Annotated in this window: 15 protein-coding genes; 9 read left to right on the top strand and 6 right to left on the bottom strand. The window is 50.9% G+C overall.

The window, feature by feature from the left end; genetic code table 11:
• Window positions 1–10 precede the first annotated feature (10 nt).
• From K365_RS0113480 to K365_RS28280, 9 genes are all read left to right on the top strand, one after another.
• Window positions 11–451 carry a bacteriohemerythrin gene (locus tag K365_RS0113480; RefSeq protein WP_084489836.1) on the top strand — a complete coding sequence of 147 codons (441 nt, stop codon included), beginning with the start codon at window positions 11–13 and terminating at the stop codon, window positions 449–451.
• Entirely contained in the window at window positions 423–2165 is a 1743-nt protein-coding gene (gene recD / locus K365_RS0113475) for an exodeoxyribonuclease V subunit alpha (protein WP_024334990.1), read from the top strand. Before K365_RS0113480 ends, recD begins: the two co-directional genes overlap by 29 nt.
• Before the next feature lies 1 nt (window position 2166).
• Window positions 2167–3543, top strand: a complete 1377-nt coding sequence (gene resB / locus K365_RS0113470; RefSeq protein ID WP_024334989.1) for a cytochrome c biogenesis protein ResB — start codon at window positions 2167–2169, stop codon at window positions 3541–3543.
• 2 nt (window positions 3544–3545) lie between these two features.
• A complete protein-coding gene (ccsB, locus tag K365_RS0113465; protein WP_024334988.1) occupies window positions 3546–4379 on the top strand; it encodes a c-type cytochrome biogenesis protein CcsB in 834 nt (277 codons plus the stop codon).
• Window positions 4380–4642: 263 nt separating this feature from the next.
• A complete protein-coding gene (gene qrcA / locus K365_RS0113460; RefSeq protein ID WP_024334987.1) occupies window positions 4643–5314 on the top strand; it encodes a menaquinone reductase multiheme cytochrome c subunit QrcA in 672 nt (223 codons plus the stop codon).
• Between the two features lie 41 nt (window positions 5315–5355).
• Complete coding sequence (qrcB, locus tag K365_RS0113455) at window positions 5356–7485, top strand: menaquinone reductase molybdopterin-binding-like subunit QrcB (protein WP_024334986.1); 2130 nt, start codon at window positions 5356–5358, stop codon at window positions 7483–7485.
• A gap of 32 nt (window positions 7486–7517) precedes the next feature.
• Window positions 7518–8375 (top strand): menaquinone reductase iron-sulfur cluster-binding subunit QrcC, encoded by an 858-nt coding sequence (qrcC, locus tag K365_RS0113450; RefSeq protein ID WP_024334985.1) that lies wholly within the window; start codon window positions 7518–7520, stop codon window positions 8373–8375.
• 33 nt (window positions 8376–8408) lie between these two features.
• Window positions 8409–9662: a menaquinone reductase integral membrane subunit QrcD gene (qrcD, locus tag K365_RS0113445; RefSeq protein ID WP_024334984.1), complete on the top strand. Its 1254-nt coding sequence runs from the start codon at window positions 8409–8411 to the stop codon at window positions 9660–9662.
• Window positions 9663–9677: 15 nt separating this feature from the next.
• The gene (locus K365_RS28280) at window positions 9678–9836 is read left to right on the top strand and encodes a hypothetical protein (RefSeq protein WP_006964811.1); all 159 of its coding nucleotides are present in this window, start codon (window positions 9678–9680) and stop codon (window positions 9834–9836) included.
• 97 nt (window positions 9837–9933) lie between these two features.
• On the opposite strand, the gene K365_RS0113435 is transcribed toward K365_RS28280, so the two are convergent.
• From K365_RS0113435 to K365_RS0113410, 6 genes are all read right to left on the bottom strand, one after another.
• Window positions 9934–10218: a hypothetical protein gene (locus K365_RS0113435; protein WP_024334983.1), complete on the bottom strand. Its 285-nt coding sequence runs from the start codon at window positions 10216–10218 to the stop codon at window positions 9934–9936.
• Window positions 10219–10300: 82 nt separating this feature from the next.
• Entirely contained in the window at window positions 10301–11077 is a 777-nt protein-coding gene (locus K365_RS0113430; protein ID WP_024334982.1) for an alpha/beta fold hydrolase, read from the bottom strand.
• Entirely contained in the window at window positions 11074–11277 is a 204-nt protein-coding gene (locus tag K365_RS0113425; RefSeq protein ID WP_024334981.1) for a YkvA family protein, read from the bottom strand. Before K365_RS0113425 ends, K365_RS0113430 begins: the two co-directional genes overlap by 4 nt.
• A gap of 7 nt (window positions 11278–11284) precedes the next feature.
• A complete protein-coding gene (gene dapB, locus K365_RS0113420) occupies window positions 11285–12121 on the bottom strand; it encodes a dihydrodipicolinate reductase (protein WP_024334980.1) in 837 nt (278 codons plus the stop codon).
• An 11-nt stretch (window positions 12122–12132) separates the two neighbouring features.
• Window positions 12133–13815, bottom strand: a complete 1683-nt coding sequence (locus K365_RS0113415) for a sugar phosphate nucleotidyltransferase (protein WP_024334979.1) — start codon at window positions 13813–13815, stop codon at window positions 12133–12135.
• Between the two features lie 9 nt (window positions 13816–13824).
• On the bottom strand, window positions 13825–16473 hold the full coding sequence (locus tag K365_RS0113410; protein ID WP_024334978.1) for a 1-acyl-sn-glycerol-3-phosphate acyltransferase: 2649 nt from the start codon (window positions 16471–16473) through the stop codon (window positions 13825–13827).
• Window positions 16474–16590 lie beyond the last annotated feature (117 nt).

Raw genomic sequence — 16590 nt, 5'->3', positions numbered from 1 at the left:
GGAGAGACAGATGATGCAAAATGATCTCAAGGTTGAGTGGGATGCCGGATTCAGTGTGGATGTGGCAGAGATCGACACCCACCAGAAAAAAATGTTCGATCTTTTCAATGAACTCATTGATTTGAAACAGAGAAAAGCGGAATCCAAAGCGATTGCCAATATTATCACGGAAATCAACGATTACAGTAAGCTGTATTTTACAGAAGAAGAGAGAATGCTCAGACAGCGGGAATATCCGGACCGGGATATACACGCCAGATACCATCGGCGATTCATCCGCAATGCCCTCAGCCTGCGCCGGGAAATTACGGAAGATGTCAACAATCTGAGTCTGGAAGCCATCGTTTCCCTCCGGGACTGGCTGATTGAGCACATCCTGACCAATGATGCGATGTATGTGCCTTTTTTGCGCATTCACCGGTATGTTGAAGACGCATCCAGAAAACAGTGATATTCTGAACCGGCTGCATGCCCGGGAAGCGATTTCTCATCTGGATTATTATTTTGCCTCGTATGTGGCCCGGGTGTTTGCCTGTGAGGACCCGCTGGTAAAGATGACATGCGCTCTGGTTTCCAGTGCCCTGGCCCGGGGGCATGTGTGTCTTGATTTAAAGGCACTGTCCGGCCGGATGATCCCTTCGCTGAAAAGAGACGGGCCCCAGATCCGGCTGCCGCAATTCAAGCCATGGCGGACCGCATTGGCCGCCGCATCCATGGTGGGAAAATCTGAAGATGAAAATCCCTGCCGGTTGCCTCTGGTGCTGGATACGGACGGATGCCTTTACCTGGCCAAATATTATGATTTTCAGGAGCGTCTGGTAAACACCCTGGCTTCACGGATCCGCACCCGTTCTTTTCCGGTGGCACCCGATTTTATCCGTTCACAGATGCATCGGCATTTTCCGGGGGATCCCGAACAGACCCGGTGCCAGAGACAGGCCGTGGCCACAGCCCTGCAATCCAATTTTACCGTGATCTCAGGGGGGCCGGGCACGGGAAAAACGCACATCACCCGGATTATACGAGACATTTTACAGGCCCATGCCGAAGCATTGCATCAGCCGCCTTTCCGTTTTTTATCTCTGGCCCCCACCGGCCGGGCCGCTTCCCGGCTTCAGGACGGGGCCACCATTCACTCAGCCCTGATTCCCCGGAAACATGGGCCGGGTTTTGTCCATGGGAAAAATAATCCGCTGGTGGCGGATGTGGTGATCATCGATGAAGCTTCCATGATTGATCTGGCTTTGATGACCCGGTTGATGGAGGCCATTCCATCGTCCTCCCGGGTGATTCTGCTGGGAGATGACCACCAGCTGTCCCCGGTCCAGGCCGGGGCCGTGTTCAGTGAAATCTGCCGAACCGATGTCATGGCTCCGCTGGTGGTCTCACTGACGTACAATTTCAGATCCCGGGGCAAAACCGGGATTGAAGCTTTGGCCACAGCCATCCGGGAAAATGATGCGGATGAAACCACCCGGATTCTGACTTCAAATCAATATCCGGATCTGGTCTATGAATCGCCTGGAAATGACGGCCATGCCGTGCTTGAAAGATATATCCGGTCAGGGTATGGGCCGTTCATGGCCCAGCAGGATATGGCGGATGCGCTGGATGCCATGGACCGGTTCAAAATTTTGTGTGCACACAATATCGGCGAATCCGGAACATTACAAATTAATCATGTTTGTGAAAAGATTTTGCGCAGACCGAGACATTCTGCTATAACCGACCGGTCTGTGAAACAGATGATCATGATCAACACCAATGATTATGACCGAGGGGTGTTCAACGGAGATACAGGGGTTGTTCTCCAGGATAAACAAGGTCTTGTGGCGGGTTTCAGAATGGAAGACGGCACGATCCGGAAATTCGGAATCATGGATCTGCCTTCCCATGAGCCTGCCTTTGGGATCACTATACATAAAAGCCAGGGATCGGAATTTGAAACGGTTCTGATCCTTATTCCCAACACTGTGTCCCGGGTGATGACCCGGCAGCTTCTGTATACCGGGGTCACAAGAGCCAGAAGAAAAGTGGTGATTCTTGGATCATTGACAGTGATTCAAGAGGCCATCTCCCAGTCCCTGGAACAGACCTGCCGGGTTTCTGCACGGCTGGCCCGGGAAAAGGAATTTTTGGCACCGGTTGTTACCATGGAGGTATGAATTGAAAAATAAAGACGGTATTTCCCGCCAGATCTGGGTGTTTTTTTGTTCCGTCAAACTAACCGTGTATATTCTGGTCCTGCTGGCAGTGACCTCGATTATCGGGACGGTGGTGCTTCAGAACGGGTCCCCCCAGCAGTATGTGAATCTGTACGGACAAGGGATTTATAACCTGATTCAGGTGTTTGATCTTGATGACATGTATCATGCCTGGTGGTTTCTGCTGCTTTTGCTGGTTTTGTGCATCAATATCACGGTCTGTTCCGTGGAACGGTTGTCCCTGTTATGGAAAACCATTTTTCCGGGCCGGGTCCGTTTCAATGTCAACCGGTATTTGAAATCAAAATCCAGTCAGACCATCGATACGACATCATCGGTCAAGCAGTTGCTTGAACCCTGCGAAAGCTGGCTTGCCAAACAGGCGGGACCGGTCATTCGGCAAACCGACGGCCAGACCACCTATCTGTATGCGGAAAAAGGGCGATGGACCCGGTTGGGGGTGTTTGTGGTGCATGCCAGTGTGCTGCTGCTTCTGGCCGGTGCCCTGATCGGTGCGGTTTTCGGGTTCAAAGCCAATGTGAGAATTGATGAGGGAACCCAGACCGGCCGGGTGTTTGAGAGCAAAACCAGGGAACCCATGACACTGGATTTCATCATCCGGTGCAATGAATTTGAAGTGTCATTTTACGAGAACGGAGCGCCGGAAGAATTCCGTTCAAATCTCACGATCATCGAAGACGGGCAGGAAAGCCTGACCACCGATATCCGGGTCAATCATCCGCTGCGGTACAAAGGGATCAACATTTTTCAATCTTCTTACGGCACGGCGGCACCCGACACGGTGACGATGCAGATGGTTGACAATCAAAGCGGCGCTGAAATCATTCGCGACATCCGGATCGGCGAAACCATTGATCTGCCGGACGGGGCGGGGCAGTTCACGCTTCAGGGATTTCTTCCCCATTTTGAGTTCCGGAACCATGATCTGGGAGAAACCTTTTTCGGACTGGTGACTCTGACCGGAGAAACCGGTTTTCAGATCGGAATGCCCATGCAGTTCCCCACATTTGACAAGATGCGAAAAGGCCGGTTCGCCTTTGTTGTGACCGATTTTGAAAAACGGTATTATACCGGGCTTCAGGTCACCAAAGATCCGGGCGTGTGGTATGTTTACGCCGGATTCATTCTGATGATCCTGGGATGCTGGGTCACTTTTTTCATGTCCCATCAATCGTTTCTTCTCACGCTGGCACCCCGGGGTGACGGGCAGACCCGGGTGGTTTTGTCCGGTAAATCCAGTCGCAACAGCCGGAGCATGACACTGAAACTCAAACAAATGGCGACCCGCCTGGAAAATCAATTAAACAAGGGTGAATAAAAATGAATAGTGCGTTTGCGTTGTCTTCGACCACTTTTTTGTACGGCCTGGCAATGGTGTGTTATGTCGGGGCGTTTGCTTTCAAGAAAAAACTGCCTGCGACCGCCGGCTTTTATGTGCTGGTACTTGGACTGCTTCTGAATACGGCCGGGATCGGACTGCGGTGGGTGGAATCGTACCAGATGGGGTTTGGCCGGGCCCCGTTTTCAAACATGTATGAATCCCTGATCTTTTTTTCCTGGACCATGACCGCTTTGTATCTGTATGTGGAGATCAAATACAGGGAACAGGGGTTCGGCGTTTTTGTGTCTCCCTTGATTTTTCTGGCCATTGCCTATGCCTCGTTTGACCCGAGCATGAGTGCCAAGATCAATCCGTTGATTCCGGCGTTGAAAAGCAACTGGCTCATTGCCCATGTGGTAACCTGTTTTCTGGGGTATGCCGGATTTGCCCTGGCTTTCGGGCTCAGTCTCACCTATTACGTGAAACCCGGGCAGCCGGATCAAAACTCGATTTTTTCACGATTGCCGGACGGAGAAGTCATTGATGAACTCACCTATCAGATGGTGGTGTTCGGGTTTCTTTTTTTGACCATCGGCATCATCACAGGCGCCGTCTGGGCCAACTCCGCCTGGGGCAAATACTGGTCCTGGGACCCCAAAGAAACCTGGTCTCTGATCACCTGGTTCGTGTATGCCATTTTCCTTCATCTGCGGCTGATGCGGGGCTGGCATGGCCGCAATCTGGCACTGGTGTCCATCACCGGTTTCGTGGCGGTGTTATTCACCTATTTCGGGGTCAATTTTCTGTTGTCCGGACTTCACAGCTACGCCTGATCGTTTTTGTCCAGGAACCGGTTGCGGATGGGTATCACGCCTTTATTCTGATACCCGTCCGCAATCGGTTTGTCCTTCCTGTTTCCCGCCTCATTTTATCTTGACAAGAATTTCAGATATTACTATAGATTAACGCGAATTGTGCTGCGTAAACACCGATTGTATCCAGTGGGACCCACTGGCTGCAAAAGAATATGTCCGGGCAAGTGCCTGGATAAAAAGGGTATAGTAAACATCAACTTTTTAACATGGATGGGGTTTTCATGAGTGAAATAGAAAACAAAACTGAACACGGTTCCATGGATGGTGCGACAGCAGGCACTGCCGGTGACCCGAAAAATGACACAGGCCTGGGGCTGGGTGTCATTTTTTTTATTGTGGCATTTCTGATATGCTTCCTGTCCGGCTGGCTCCTGTTCCCCAAACTGCTTTATTCCAAACACGAACAACCTTTTAATTTCGACCACGTGCTCCATGTGGAGGAAACCGGGGACTGCGAATCCTGCCATTATCTTCGGGAAGACGGCACGTTTTCAGGGATTCCCAAGACCGAATCCTGTCTGGACTGCCACACGGATGAGCCCATGGGCGATACAAAAGATGAGGCCATATTTGCAGGCGATTATGTGGCAAAAGAACAGGAGGTCCCCTGGTATGTGTATGCCCGGCAGCCGGATTGCGTTTTCTTTTCCCATGCCGCCCATATCAATGCCGCAGGTATGGACTGTAAATCCTGCCACGGCCCCATCGATGAAACCAGAACGTCCCGGCCCTATGAGGAAAACAAACTTACCGGATACAGCCGGGATATATGGGGGAAAAATATCTGGGGCATCAAGAAAAATTCCTGGGACCGCATGAAAATGAATGACTGCGCGGTGTGTCATGAGAAGGAAACCGGCCATAAAGGCTATTGCTTCCAGTGCCACAAATAGACCATACACAAGAATTGAAAACTTTATAGAGGATGCTACATATGAAAGTTGACAGACGAAGCTTCTTGGGATTGGGAATCGGCGCAGTTGCAGGCATTGCCATCTCCCCTGTCGGAGCCAAACTCACGGATGATTTTTCCATCTGGACCCAGAACTGGCCCTGGACACCGGTTCCGCCGGATGGAGAAGTATCCTATGACCGCACTGTATGCCATTTGTGCCCCGGTGCCTGCGGTATTTCTGTAAGAAAAATTGACGGACGGCCGGTAAAGATTGAAGGGCTGGACCCCTATCCGGTGAACAACGGCGGGGTCTGTTTGCATGGAATTGCCGGACTTCAATACCTGTATGATCCCAGCCGGGTGAAATCGCCGATGAAAAAAGTCAATAACCGGTTCGTGCCCATCTCATGGGACGAGGCCCTCACCATGGTGGCGGACAGGCTGGGTGAACTTCGAAACGATCAGAAACCCGACACACTGGCCTGTATCACCGGTTCGGACCAGGGGTCGGTCCCGGGCCTGTTCAAACATTTTATGGCCGCATTCGGTTCTCCCAACTACCTGACCATGCCGGATCTTGAATCCTGGCTGGTCCGGACGGCAAAAACCCTGCACGGTGATGCATATACCCTGGGATTCGATATTGATCACTCCGATTTTATCTTAAGTTTCGGTGCCGGGTTGATTGACGGATGGGGGTCTCCGGTGGCATGTATCCAGACCATGGGCAACCGAAGACAAAGACAAGCCACCCTGGTTCAGATCGAACCCCGGCTTTCCAATACCGCCGCCAGTGCCAATCAATGGATTCCCATCAACCCGGGCACTGAAGCGGACTTGGCCATGGGCATGTGCGCGGTTCTGCTCAAGGAAAACTTGTTTGATCCGGTGTTTGCCCAGGGGTTCAAAGGCGGATTCATGCGGTTTACTGCCATGGTACAAAAAGAATATCCCCTGGACAAGGTTGCCGGAGTCACCGGCATCAGTGCCGCGGACATCCAGAAAACCGCCGTCGCATTTGCCAAGGCAAAAATGCCTGTGGCTCTGCCGGGAAAAGGACGGGGTGAAGGGGCCCAGAACCTCAAGGAATTTGCCGCGGTTCACACGCTGAACTGCCTGAGCGGCAATGTCAACAAACAAGGCGGGACGTTTGTCAAGCCGCTTCCAAAATATCTGAACTTTCCGGACCCAGTGCAGGATGCCGTGGCGTTGAAAGGTGCGGCTGCTGCCCCGCTGGCAGGTTCGGTTCAGGAACTGGTGACCCGGATTGATAAATCGGGCGAATCGCCGGTAAAAGCGTTGCTGGTCTACAATGCCAATCCCTGTTTTGCCCTGAATGATCCGTCCCGGATCCGGGCCGCATTTGAAAAAATTCCCTTCAAGGTCTGTGTGACATCGTTCATGGATGAAACCGCCATGGTATCGGATGTGATTCTGCCGGTATCCACGTTTCTGGAACGTATGGAAGATGTGCCTTCAAAAGCCGGCCTGGCCGCAACCGTGGTGGGGCTTTCAAAACCCATGATAAAGCCGGTGTTCAACACCCGCAGTCCCGGAGATGTGGTGATTGGAATGGCCCGGGCTCTGGGCGGCGATATGGCCAAAAATTTTGCCTGGGACAGTTATGATGCCTGCCTGGAACAGGTGACCGCCAGAATCTGGGGGCCTTTGGTTCGAAAAGGCCATGTGGTGCTGTCTGAGAATCTGCCGGCCGGATCCGTTGAAACGGATTTCGAGTTTCTGGCACAAAATCCGGAGACGGTGAAACCGGCAGGCGATCTGGAATTCACCCTGATTCCCATTGACTATTTCCGGGTGCCGCCCACAGTACCGGCACCTTCTCCATTTGCCATCAAAACCGTGTCCGACCGGATTCTCAAAGGAACGGACATGTTTGTGGAAATCAATCCCCAATCCGCCAAAAATCTGAAAGACGGTGGATTTGCCACGTTGACGACTCCTGCGGGATCCGTCCCGGTGCGGGTGCATTTCAATGACGGGATCATGCCCGGTGTCATCGGTATGGTTAAGGGCCTTGGACACACCCTGGACAACAAATATGTGTCAGGCAAGGGGGTGAATATCAATGCACTGATTTCACCGAAAATCGAGCCGGATTCAGGCATGGATGCCGCTTTTGGTATCAAAGCCGGAATTTCAAAGGCCTAAACTGATGTGGACAAATTTTCAAAGAGGTTCTGATGATACACGATAAAAAAGCACACAAATACGGCATGGTGATCGATCTGGACAAATGCACCGGGTGCGGTACCTGTGCGGTATCCTGCATGTCTGAGAACAATGTGCCGTTCAAGGAGGATGAGTCCGATAAAAAGGACAGCATCACCTGGATGCGGGTTTACCGGCTGACCAATAACAAACCGTTCCCGGATACTGAGGTGGCATTTCTGCCCAGACCCTGCCAACACTGCGGCGGGAAAGGAGACCACGGCCATTCCCCCTGCGTATCGGTCTGTCCGGCCACCGCCACGGATTACGGGTATGATACCGGGATCGTTTCCCAGATTTACACAAGATGTTTCGGATGCCGGTACTGCATGGCGGCCTGCCCGTATCACGCCCGGTATTTTAACTGGTGGGATCCGGTTTGGCCCGAAGGCATGGAAAAATATTTAAGCCCCAATGTATCCCCGCGGATGCGGGGGGTGGTGGAAAAATGCAGTTTTTGTTATCACCGGTATCAGCTGGCCCGGGAAAAAGCCTATGCCAGCGGATCGGATGAAATCCCGGAAGCGGATTACCAGACCGCCTGCACCACGGCGTGTCCTGCCGGGGCCATTGTTTTCGGTGATTTGAACAATCCCTCTCACAAGGTTCATCAGATTGTCAAACCGGACCCGCATCCCGACCCGCTGAATCCGGATGTGGTGGGAAAATCCAGAAATCCCAAAGTGTTCCGGCTGCTGGAACGGCTCGGGACCAATCCCAAAGTGTATTACATGTCTGAACGGGAATGGGTCCGCAAGCTGGGAGATCACTATCTGGACGGGGAATGGGACAAAGTGAAAAATGTCTATGGGTCGGCTTCCCATGAATAGAAAATCCAAAATCGATGTGAGGAGTAATTGAATATGGATGCTGCATTAATACCTGAAGGTGCAAAACGGTGTTCATTCCCCAAATTTATGCTGGGGATCGCCATAGTGGGGGCTGTCCTGCTCTGGGGCGTTTATGCCATGCTGCTGTGCTGGTTCAAGGGATTGAACCAGACCAACATGAACGATTATTACGGGTTTGCCTTGTGGATCTGGGCGGACCTGGCAGTGATCGCCGTGGGAGGCGGCGCTTTTTTTACCGGATTGCTCAAATATATTTTTAAAATTGATGAACTGAAAAACATTATCAACTTTGCCGTGATCATCGGGTTTATCTGCTACAGCTCCGCCCTGCTGATTCTGGCCATTGATATCGGACAGCCGTTGCGGGGATGGTTTATTTTCTGGCATGCCAATGTGCATTCCATGCTCACGGAAGTGGCGTTCTGTCTGTCCTGTTATTTTGCGGTGCTGACCATTGAATTCATTCCCAATATCCTGGAAAACCGGCAGCTCAACAAAGTGCCGTTTTTCCATCATCTGGCCCATAACATGCACGGCGTGATGGCCATTTTTGCCGCCACCGGTGCATTTTTGTCCTTTTTCCATCAGGGGTCTTTGGGTGGGGTGGCCGGTGTGATGTACGGCCGGCCGTTTGCGTTCCGGGAAGGGTTGCTGATCTGGCCCTGGTCGTTTTTTCTGTTCACCTGGTCGGCTGCGGCTTTCGGTCCCTGCTTCACCCTGCTGGTCACCCGAATCACCGAGGGGGTGACCGGTAAAAAACTGGTCAAGGACAATGTGGTGCATCTGCTGGCCAAAATTTCCGGATGGATGATTTTCACCTATATGATTGCCAAAATTATCGATACCTGGTACTGGGCATACTACACGGCACCGGGACTGGGGTTTGAGCTGAGCCATTTTTATACCAGCAACGGGTTTTACGGGTATTGGATTCTGGTGGCGGAAGTGATTGTCTGCGGTGTGATTCCAGGCCTTTTGCTCATCAACAAGTCCACCCGGGAAAATCCCACCTTCAGGCTGGTGGCCATTGTTCTCGCGGTGATCGGCGTGTGTCTCAACCGGTGGGTCATGGTGCTTCAGATTATGGCGGTCCCGGTGATGCCTTTTGATACCTGGGCGCTGTATATCCCGTCCTGGCAGGAAGTGGCCACCACCATTCTGCCGGTGGCTTACGGCATCATCCTGATTGCGGTGGCATACCGGTATCTGCCGGTATTTCCCCAGGAACTGGAACTGAACCGTCGGTCCGAGGTCCGGGAATCTTAAAAAAGGAGAAAAAATATGTTTCCATTTATTTTTGAATGGGTATGGGACATCGGCCATTTGCTGTTTTTCGGCGGTTTCTGGTATGCGGTCGGCATTCTGGGCGCCGGCATGACATACTGCATTGCCAAAGCAGCATGGGATACCATGAATGACTCAGGCGAAACTCATCATTGAATGGCTTGCTTCGATACGTTTGATTTGTAATAGATAACCAGCCGGCCCGATTCTGAAAATACAGAATCGGGCCGGTTTTGTCTGGTATGATACCAGTTTATTTTTTCGGGGCCGTCACAATCCAGTAAACCGCCCAGCCCAGAATAACGGGTACCAGACCGATGACAGCAAAAAGCAACCAGGCCTGCTCCCAGGGTTTGATAATCAGGGTAGCGGCAATGGGATACAGAATCGAGGCCACGATGGCGGTTCTTTTTTTTCGGGATAACCGGGCGATTTTTTTTCCGGGCGTTTCCGTGGGCTGTGGTTTGAGCATCCTGGGCAAAATCAGGATACCGGATATCAGAAGGATAAGAACCAGAATTTCACTTACACCGGTCACGCTGTATTTCCTTTTTTAATTAACACGGTTAACTGAGGGTTATATCCCAGAGAACCCTTGATTTGTCAATGCCGGGACCCCATTATTCCAGATGGGCCTTGATAAAATCGGTCATTTGGGCCATAGCCAGGTCCGGCTGCTCCATGTGCGGGGCATGGCCGCAGTCCGGGATCAGCCGGGTGTCGCAATGAGTGATGTGATTTCGGATGGCCGTCAGTTGAGCCGGGGTGCCATATGGGTCCGTTTTGCCCTGAAGGGCCAGTACCGGCACCTGAATGCGGGGCAGAAATTTCTGGATGTCCCAGTACGCAAACCGTGGATTCAGCCAGGCATTGTTCCATCCCCAGAAGGCATTGTCCGTGTTTGCCTTGTGGTATCTGGCCAGTTTTTCTTTGAGATTCCGGCTGACATAAGCGGTTTTTGCCGTCCGGATGGAAGCCAGAGTGACGGGTTCACAGAATACATGGGCCGCTTCAGTGATCACGGCTTTCAGTCCGGGTGCGGCATGTGGGGTGCCCGCATGAATCAGGGCAATGGACCCGCCGTCGGAATGCCCGATCAGAATGTAGGTGTCAATGCCTGCTGCGGCAAGAATGCCGGGCAATGCTTTTAACGCCTGGGTATGCATGAAATTGGGTTTCCACGGCAACGGTTCAGGGTCGGATTCACCATATCCGGTGCGGGAAAATACAAACGCGTCACAGGCGGTTTGTTGGGCCAGGCGTTCGGGAAATGATTTCCACAGTTTGACACAGCCTAAGCCTTCATGGAGAAACACCAGTACGGGCCGGTTTTTTTTTCCATAACGATACCAGCGGATCTCATACCGGGTGTTGTCGACGGGCAGAAACTGGGTCACGGTTTTTTCTTTTTGTTGAAAAAAAGATTCCAGGGCAGCCGGTTGTAACGGACCAAGTGGTAGATGACATAAAGGATCACCCCGTCATCCACCCATCCTAAAATGGGGACCAGAAATTCAGGAATCAGGTCCACCGGTGAGATCAGGTAGATCAATCCAAACAGGACCAGCAGAATTTTGTGAGATTTTTTCAAGGTCATGGGGACGCTATTCCTGCTGGTTCAGCACATCCATCATGGTGTACAGTCGTTTAGGACCCATGGGATCGGAGACCTGTTTTTTCAAGAACAGGACCGCATCAAACGTGCCTTCCACATAGATCTGGCGGCCGTTGATATTGTGTTTGAATTCAAACAAAGCCGATCCATCCGGTGCGGTCAAAGTGTAGGTATGCCAGCCATGACCGGACAGATACTGTTCCGGAATGTGCCACTGGGTTTTCTGTACTTTTGGATCACGGATCTGTTGAATCTGTTCCGGTTTGAAATCCAATCCCAAGCGGTTGAAATATCCCACCATGGCTTTGGCCGTGCCGGATGTGTCGGCTTTTTCCTGCTGGTGACTTTCTTTGATTTCAAGGGAATATCCGGTGAACAGACCCGGGAACTGATCTGCGGCAAAAGCCATCATGGCCTGGAACCCTACGATCTGTTTGGCCATGTTGGGGGCGATCACCGCAGGGATCTCCCCTTTGGACACATCCGCTTCCAAAGCGGCTCTGTCGCCGCCCGTGGTGCCCATCACAAAAGGAATGTGTTGCTGGATATAAAACCGGGCATTGGCATTGACCGCGGACGGGTGGGTGTAGTCGATGGCAATGAAATCGCCGAACGTCTGCCGGATCTTTGAAACAGCCGTCTCCCGCTCATCGGGTTTTATCAGTGTGACGGAAATTTTATCCACTTGAAAGGATGTTTCACAGATATCAGGTCCGGTCAGAGAGGCCGGAATAAGCTGAAACCGGGGATCGGACAGCGCGGCCCGGGCCATGGTTGCCGCCACATTCCCGGGCAGCCCGTTGATCATCACAAAAATATTATCCATGGTGTTGCTCCTTACAGGCTCAGAACCAGTTTTTTGAGTCGGCGGACAGCATCAGGTGCCTGGGTGCGCATCCAGTGTGTCAAAGATGCCATTGCCGGCGGAATATAGGTTTCAAACCATGATTTTCCCTTGACCCGGCTCAAATAGGCAAACGCGCCGAGAATCTGCAGGTTCCGGGTCAGGGAGCAATAGTCAAAGTTGTGTCTAAATTCCTGTCGACGGTCCGGGGATGTCAGGTTCAGCCGGTCCATGGTATAGACCAGCAGGTTTTTTTGAACGGATTTCGGCAGGGCCACATAGGGATCCAGTAACAAGGAAGCCAGATCATATTGCAGCGGGCCGATCCGGGCGGCTTGAAAATCGATGAAAAACGGGGCTCCATTTTTGATCATGATGTTTTTTGACTGGCAGTCCCGGTGCATCAGTCCGTTTATACCACCTTTCAATGCCTGATCGGCAATGAAATGAAAGTCATCTGCCAGGGCATCAAAATCAATATTTTTTCCCAGATAGCCCTGAACAAATCGGTCCACAAAATACCGGCATTCGTTTTCCAGAATCAGCGTCCTGGAATAATAAGGGGTCTGGCAGGTCCAGGACAGGTCAAACCCCTGGGCGCCTTTTCGGGAAAACAAAATCAACCGGTCAATGACCTTTTCATACAGGCCCGTGATTTGAGACAGGTCCGATATCTGAGCCACCACATCGGCCAGATGAAGGTTTCCCAGATCCTGAACCGCCACCACACCGCTGAATGCATCATAAGCCAGAATTTGCGGGACACAGATGCCGTTTTGATACAGATGATTGCCAATGGCCACAAACGCATCCACCTGGGCGCGCCGGTCTGTTTCCGGCAGGCAGATACCGTGGTCGCAGACCACCACCGACCCGGAAGTCTCTCCGGATAAAGGTGGTGTCTTTGAAACCGGGCTTGCCCGGAACCAGGACCGGTCGGAACCGTCTCCGGACAACGCCTGGATGTCAACGTGTCTCACAGAAGATCCAAGGGCTTTGGCGCTGATCCACAGCCGGGCCGTGCGTGAATAGGCATCGATGGTACCGATGTCTTCCCAGAACAGGTCCGGGGCCACATATGCTTTGATTTTTTTGGCCGGACACAATTGCGCATACCAGTCAATACTGGAAAAAACGCGGTTTTCGGGCAGATGGTCAAAGATTTTTGGAGACAGCACCTGGATACCGGTAAATGCCAGCCCCTGACCGGGGGAACGAAATCCGGTGATCCAGGCATCTGAATCCATGGTCACCTGGTTGTACGCGGCCCGATCATGGAGCACCAGCGTGGCCAGGGCTTGATTTGCCAGATGAAACCGCCAGACCGAAGTCAGGTCGATATCTGTGACCACATCACTGTTGATGACAAAAAAAGAGTCGTTTTCCATGATATCTTTGACATTGGCAATGGCACCGCCGGTATCCAGAATCAAAGATTCATGCACGTCACGAATGTCCACATCCGGGCCAGGATCCAGGTGATCCAGAAAATCGGTGATCTGATGGGACAGATGGTGGCTATTGATCAGAATCCGTCGGCATCCGCTTTGAACCAATCGTTCGATGGTGTGCTGCAAAACCGGTTTTCCGCCTAAAGTGAACAGCGGTTTGGGCAGGGTCCGGGTATAGGGCAACAGCCGGGTCCCGAATCCGGCGGCCAGAATCAATGCGTTCATGACGTTTCTTTAAGAAGCGATCACCCGGATCAACCGGGAGATGATCTGTTTAAAGTAATCGATCTGAATCTGGTCTTCAGATCCGTTAATTTTGTTTCTGGAAAAAAATCGGGCCGCATTTCTGTAATTGATCAAAGACATGGATTCTTTCAGGGACACTTGTTTGCGTTTGTACAACCGGACCCCGTAAGAATGAATTTTTTTGGCCAGTTCTTTTTCATCCTGGGAAAGCGCTTTTTGTTCTTTTTCAAAGTACAGCAGTGCGGTTTTGTAGGATTCCAGAAAAGGCAGCGTGAATGCGGCAAACCATTTGAGTTTGCGCAATCCTAAAGATGTCAGGTTCAGCGTGTCCATGCCGGTGGGATCCGGTACCAGAATGCCTTCATTGATGAACCCTTTGATACAGTTGGAGATATGTTCTTCACAGGTGATCTCCGTGTCATTGAAAAATTCATCGTGAAAGATTTTTTCCAGAAACCGGTACCTTCGCACTAGGTCGGGCAATGCAAACTTGAACCGGTCCACCTCTAAAATGGCCACGGCTGTGAAAGCGGCCGGAATAAAAAACGAGATCACTGAGTTTTTGTAATAATCCAGAATGGCCCGTTTGTTATGCTTAACGATGAAATAAGTGTCGTCGGTGATCTCTTCTTCGTCCTCATCCACCAGTTCCATGAAGTTTCTGGACAGAAAATTATGAATCACCGTGTTGAATGTGTTGTCCAGATCCAAAAGCAATGTTTCCGACAGCTCCGCTTTGTCGTTCATCAGGATGTTGAGATACGTGTTGGCCCGTTCGATCATCTGTCCTTTTGAAAAACTGTTTTTCGGGCTGTTTAAAATGGCGCTGGCAATGATGCCGTGGGGGGTTGCCACGGCCTGTTTGTTGATGGCGGACATCAATTTATAACTGAATTTTTTGACAAAATCCATGAACTCCGGGTCCGTTGCCCGGGCAGGATCCATGTGTGTCTGGTGAATGTAGTCTTTGATGGAAATGGGATCATCAAACCGGATATAGACTTTGCCGTATTTTTTTTTCAGAAACTTGCGGGTGTTGATCAGACCTTTCAGGGTTTCCGGGCTTTTACTGCCGCCTTCGATCTCCTTGAGATAGGCATCTTCTTCCAGAACACGGTCATATCCCACAAAAATAGGCACAAAATACAGATTGTCGCAGGCACCGTTCAAATGGGCCTTGATGATCATGCTTAAACCCCCCGGCCGGGGCGTCAGCAGTTTGCCGGTGCGGCTCCGGCCGCCTTCAATGAAAATTTTGATATTAAATCCCTCATACAGCAATTTTTCCAGGTACGCGGCAAAGATTTTGGTATACAGGGTCGCCCCTTTAAAGGTACGCCTGAGAAAAAAAGCGCCGCCGCCCCTGAACAACGGTCCTAATGGCCAGAAAGACAGATTTTTTCCGGCCGCAATATGGGGGCAGGGCATGTTGTTTCTGAACATGACATAGGGCAGCAGCAGATAGTCTAAGTGGCTTTTATGGCAGGGCACCAGAATCAACGGGGCTTCCGTGTATTTTTCCCGCATCCGGTTGATCTGTTTCTGATCCACCACCAGGCCTTCAAAAATGTTTTTGAAAATCCAGGTCAAAATCCAGTTGCCTAAGTTGATGATCCGAAGGTTGTAATTGGCGGCGATTTCATTGATATAGGACGCGGCTTTTTTATTGGTTTTTTTCAAAGAAATGTTGTTTTTTGCGGCATAGTCCGCCAGAAATTCCCGGAGGGACTGACGGGTCAGGATATCTTCCGTGATTTCCTGGCGGGATTTAAGAACCGGTCCGGTAATGCTTTTTCTCTGGCGGTTCAGGATGTCCACCAGAAAACTTCTCAACCGGTGGGTCTGAAATTCCGAATCCAGACGTTCAATTTCCGGTCTGGCCAGAAATTCCTTGAGATTGACCGGGCGGGCCAGTTCCACCCGGATTTTTTCCGGTTGGCGCAACAGGATCGTCATCCGCTTCAACCATCCGGGTTTTTCATGGGTCCCGAATAAAATTTCCCCTAAGCCCGGGTTTTTGTGCATGGGCTTGGTCACATAGATGATATCTTCCGGAATGATGATCACGGGGCGCTTCATATGTTTTTGATATTCGATCAGATGGTACAGCGGATCAGGCGTGGCACGGATGAACCGGTTGTAGAAATCATCTTCTTCAATCAGGTGGACAAATCCGGATTTTCCTGAAAACAGTTCCTGGAACGCATATCCGGATTTGTAAAAATCCTTGAATGAAAAATGATGGAAAAAATAATCCAGATGTGACAGCCAGATTCGGAACAACCGCTTCACCGGCAGCAGAAAAAAGAAATGCAGATCAAATCCCAGTTCCGGATAGGGCAGATCCAGTGCTTTGAGCCGGGTGTGAAAATATAGAAAATCAAACAACCGTTTGTTTTTACTGGCATATATAATACAGGCGTCTTTATCTAACGAATTGATTTTTTCTAAGTTATGATCATCCAGGTTCACTTTTCGTATCAGGCGGTTCAATATTTTTCGGGTGATACAGCTGTGATTGCCCGGGTAAAGGTTGGTAAAATAATCGAATGTATTTCCCAACAGGTAATCAATGGTACAGCGTATTCTGGCCCTGGTCCTGGGGATCAGGGTTTTGAAAAACTGGAAAAGGTGCATGGATTTTCCCTTATTGTTATGGCCTTGCTGCGGTGCAGTTCAACCGTTATTTATTATCAAACCTGACCTTTAAAGGCAATATGATAGTTGAAAACCGGCACGTGCCCATGCCAAAAT

It is taken from the genome of Desulfotignum balticum DSM 7044, from assembly GCF_000421285.1.
Taxonomy (GTDB): domain Bacteria; phylum Desulfobacterota; class Desulfobacteria; order Desulfobacterales; family Desulfobacteraceae; genus Desulfotignum; species Desulfotignum balticum.
The sequence above is the reverse complement of the archived record's forward strand: the minus strand, read 5'-3'. Positions and strand labels throughout refer to the sequence as shown.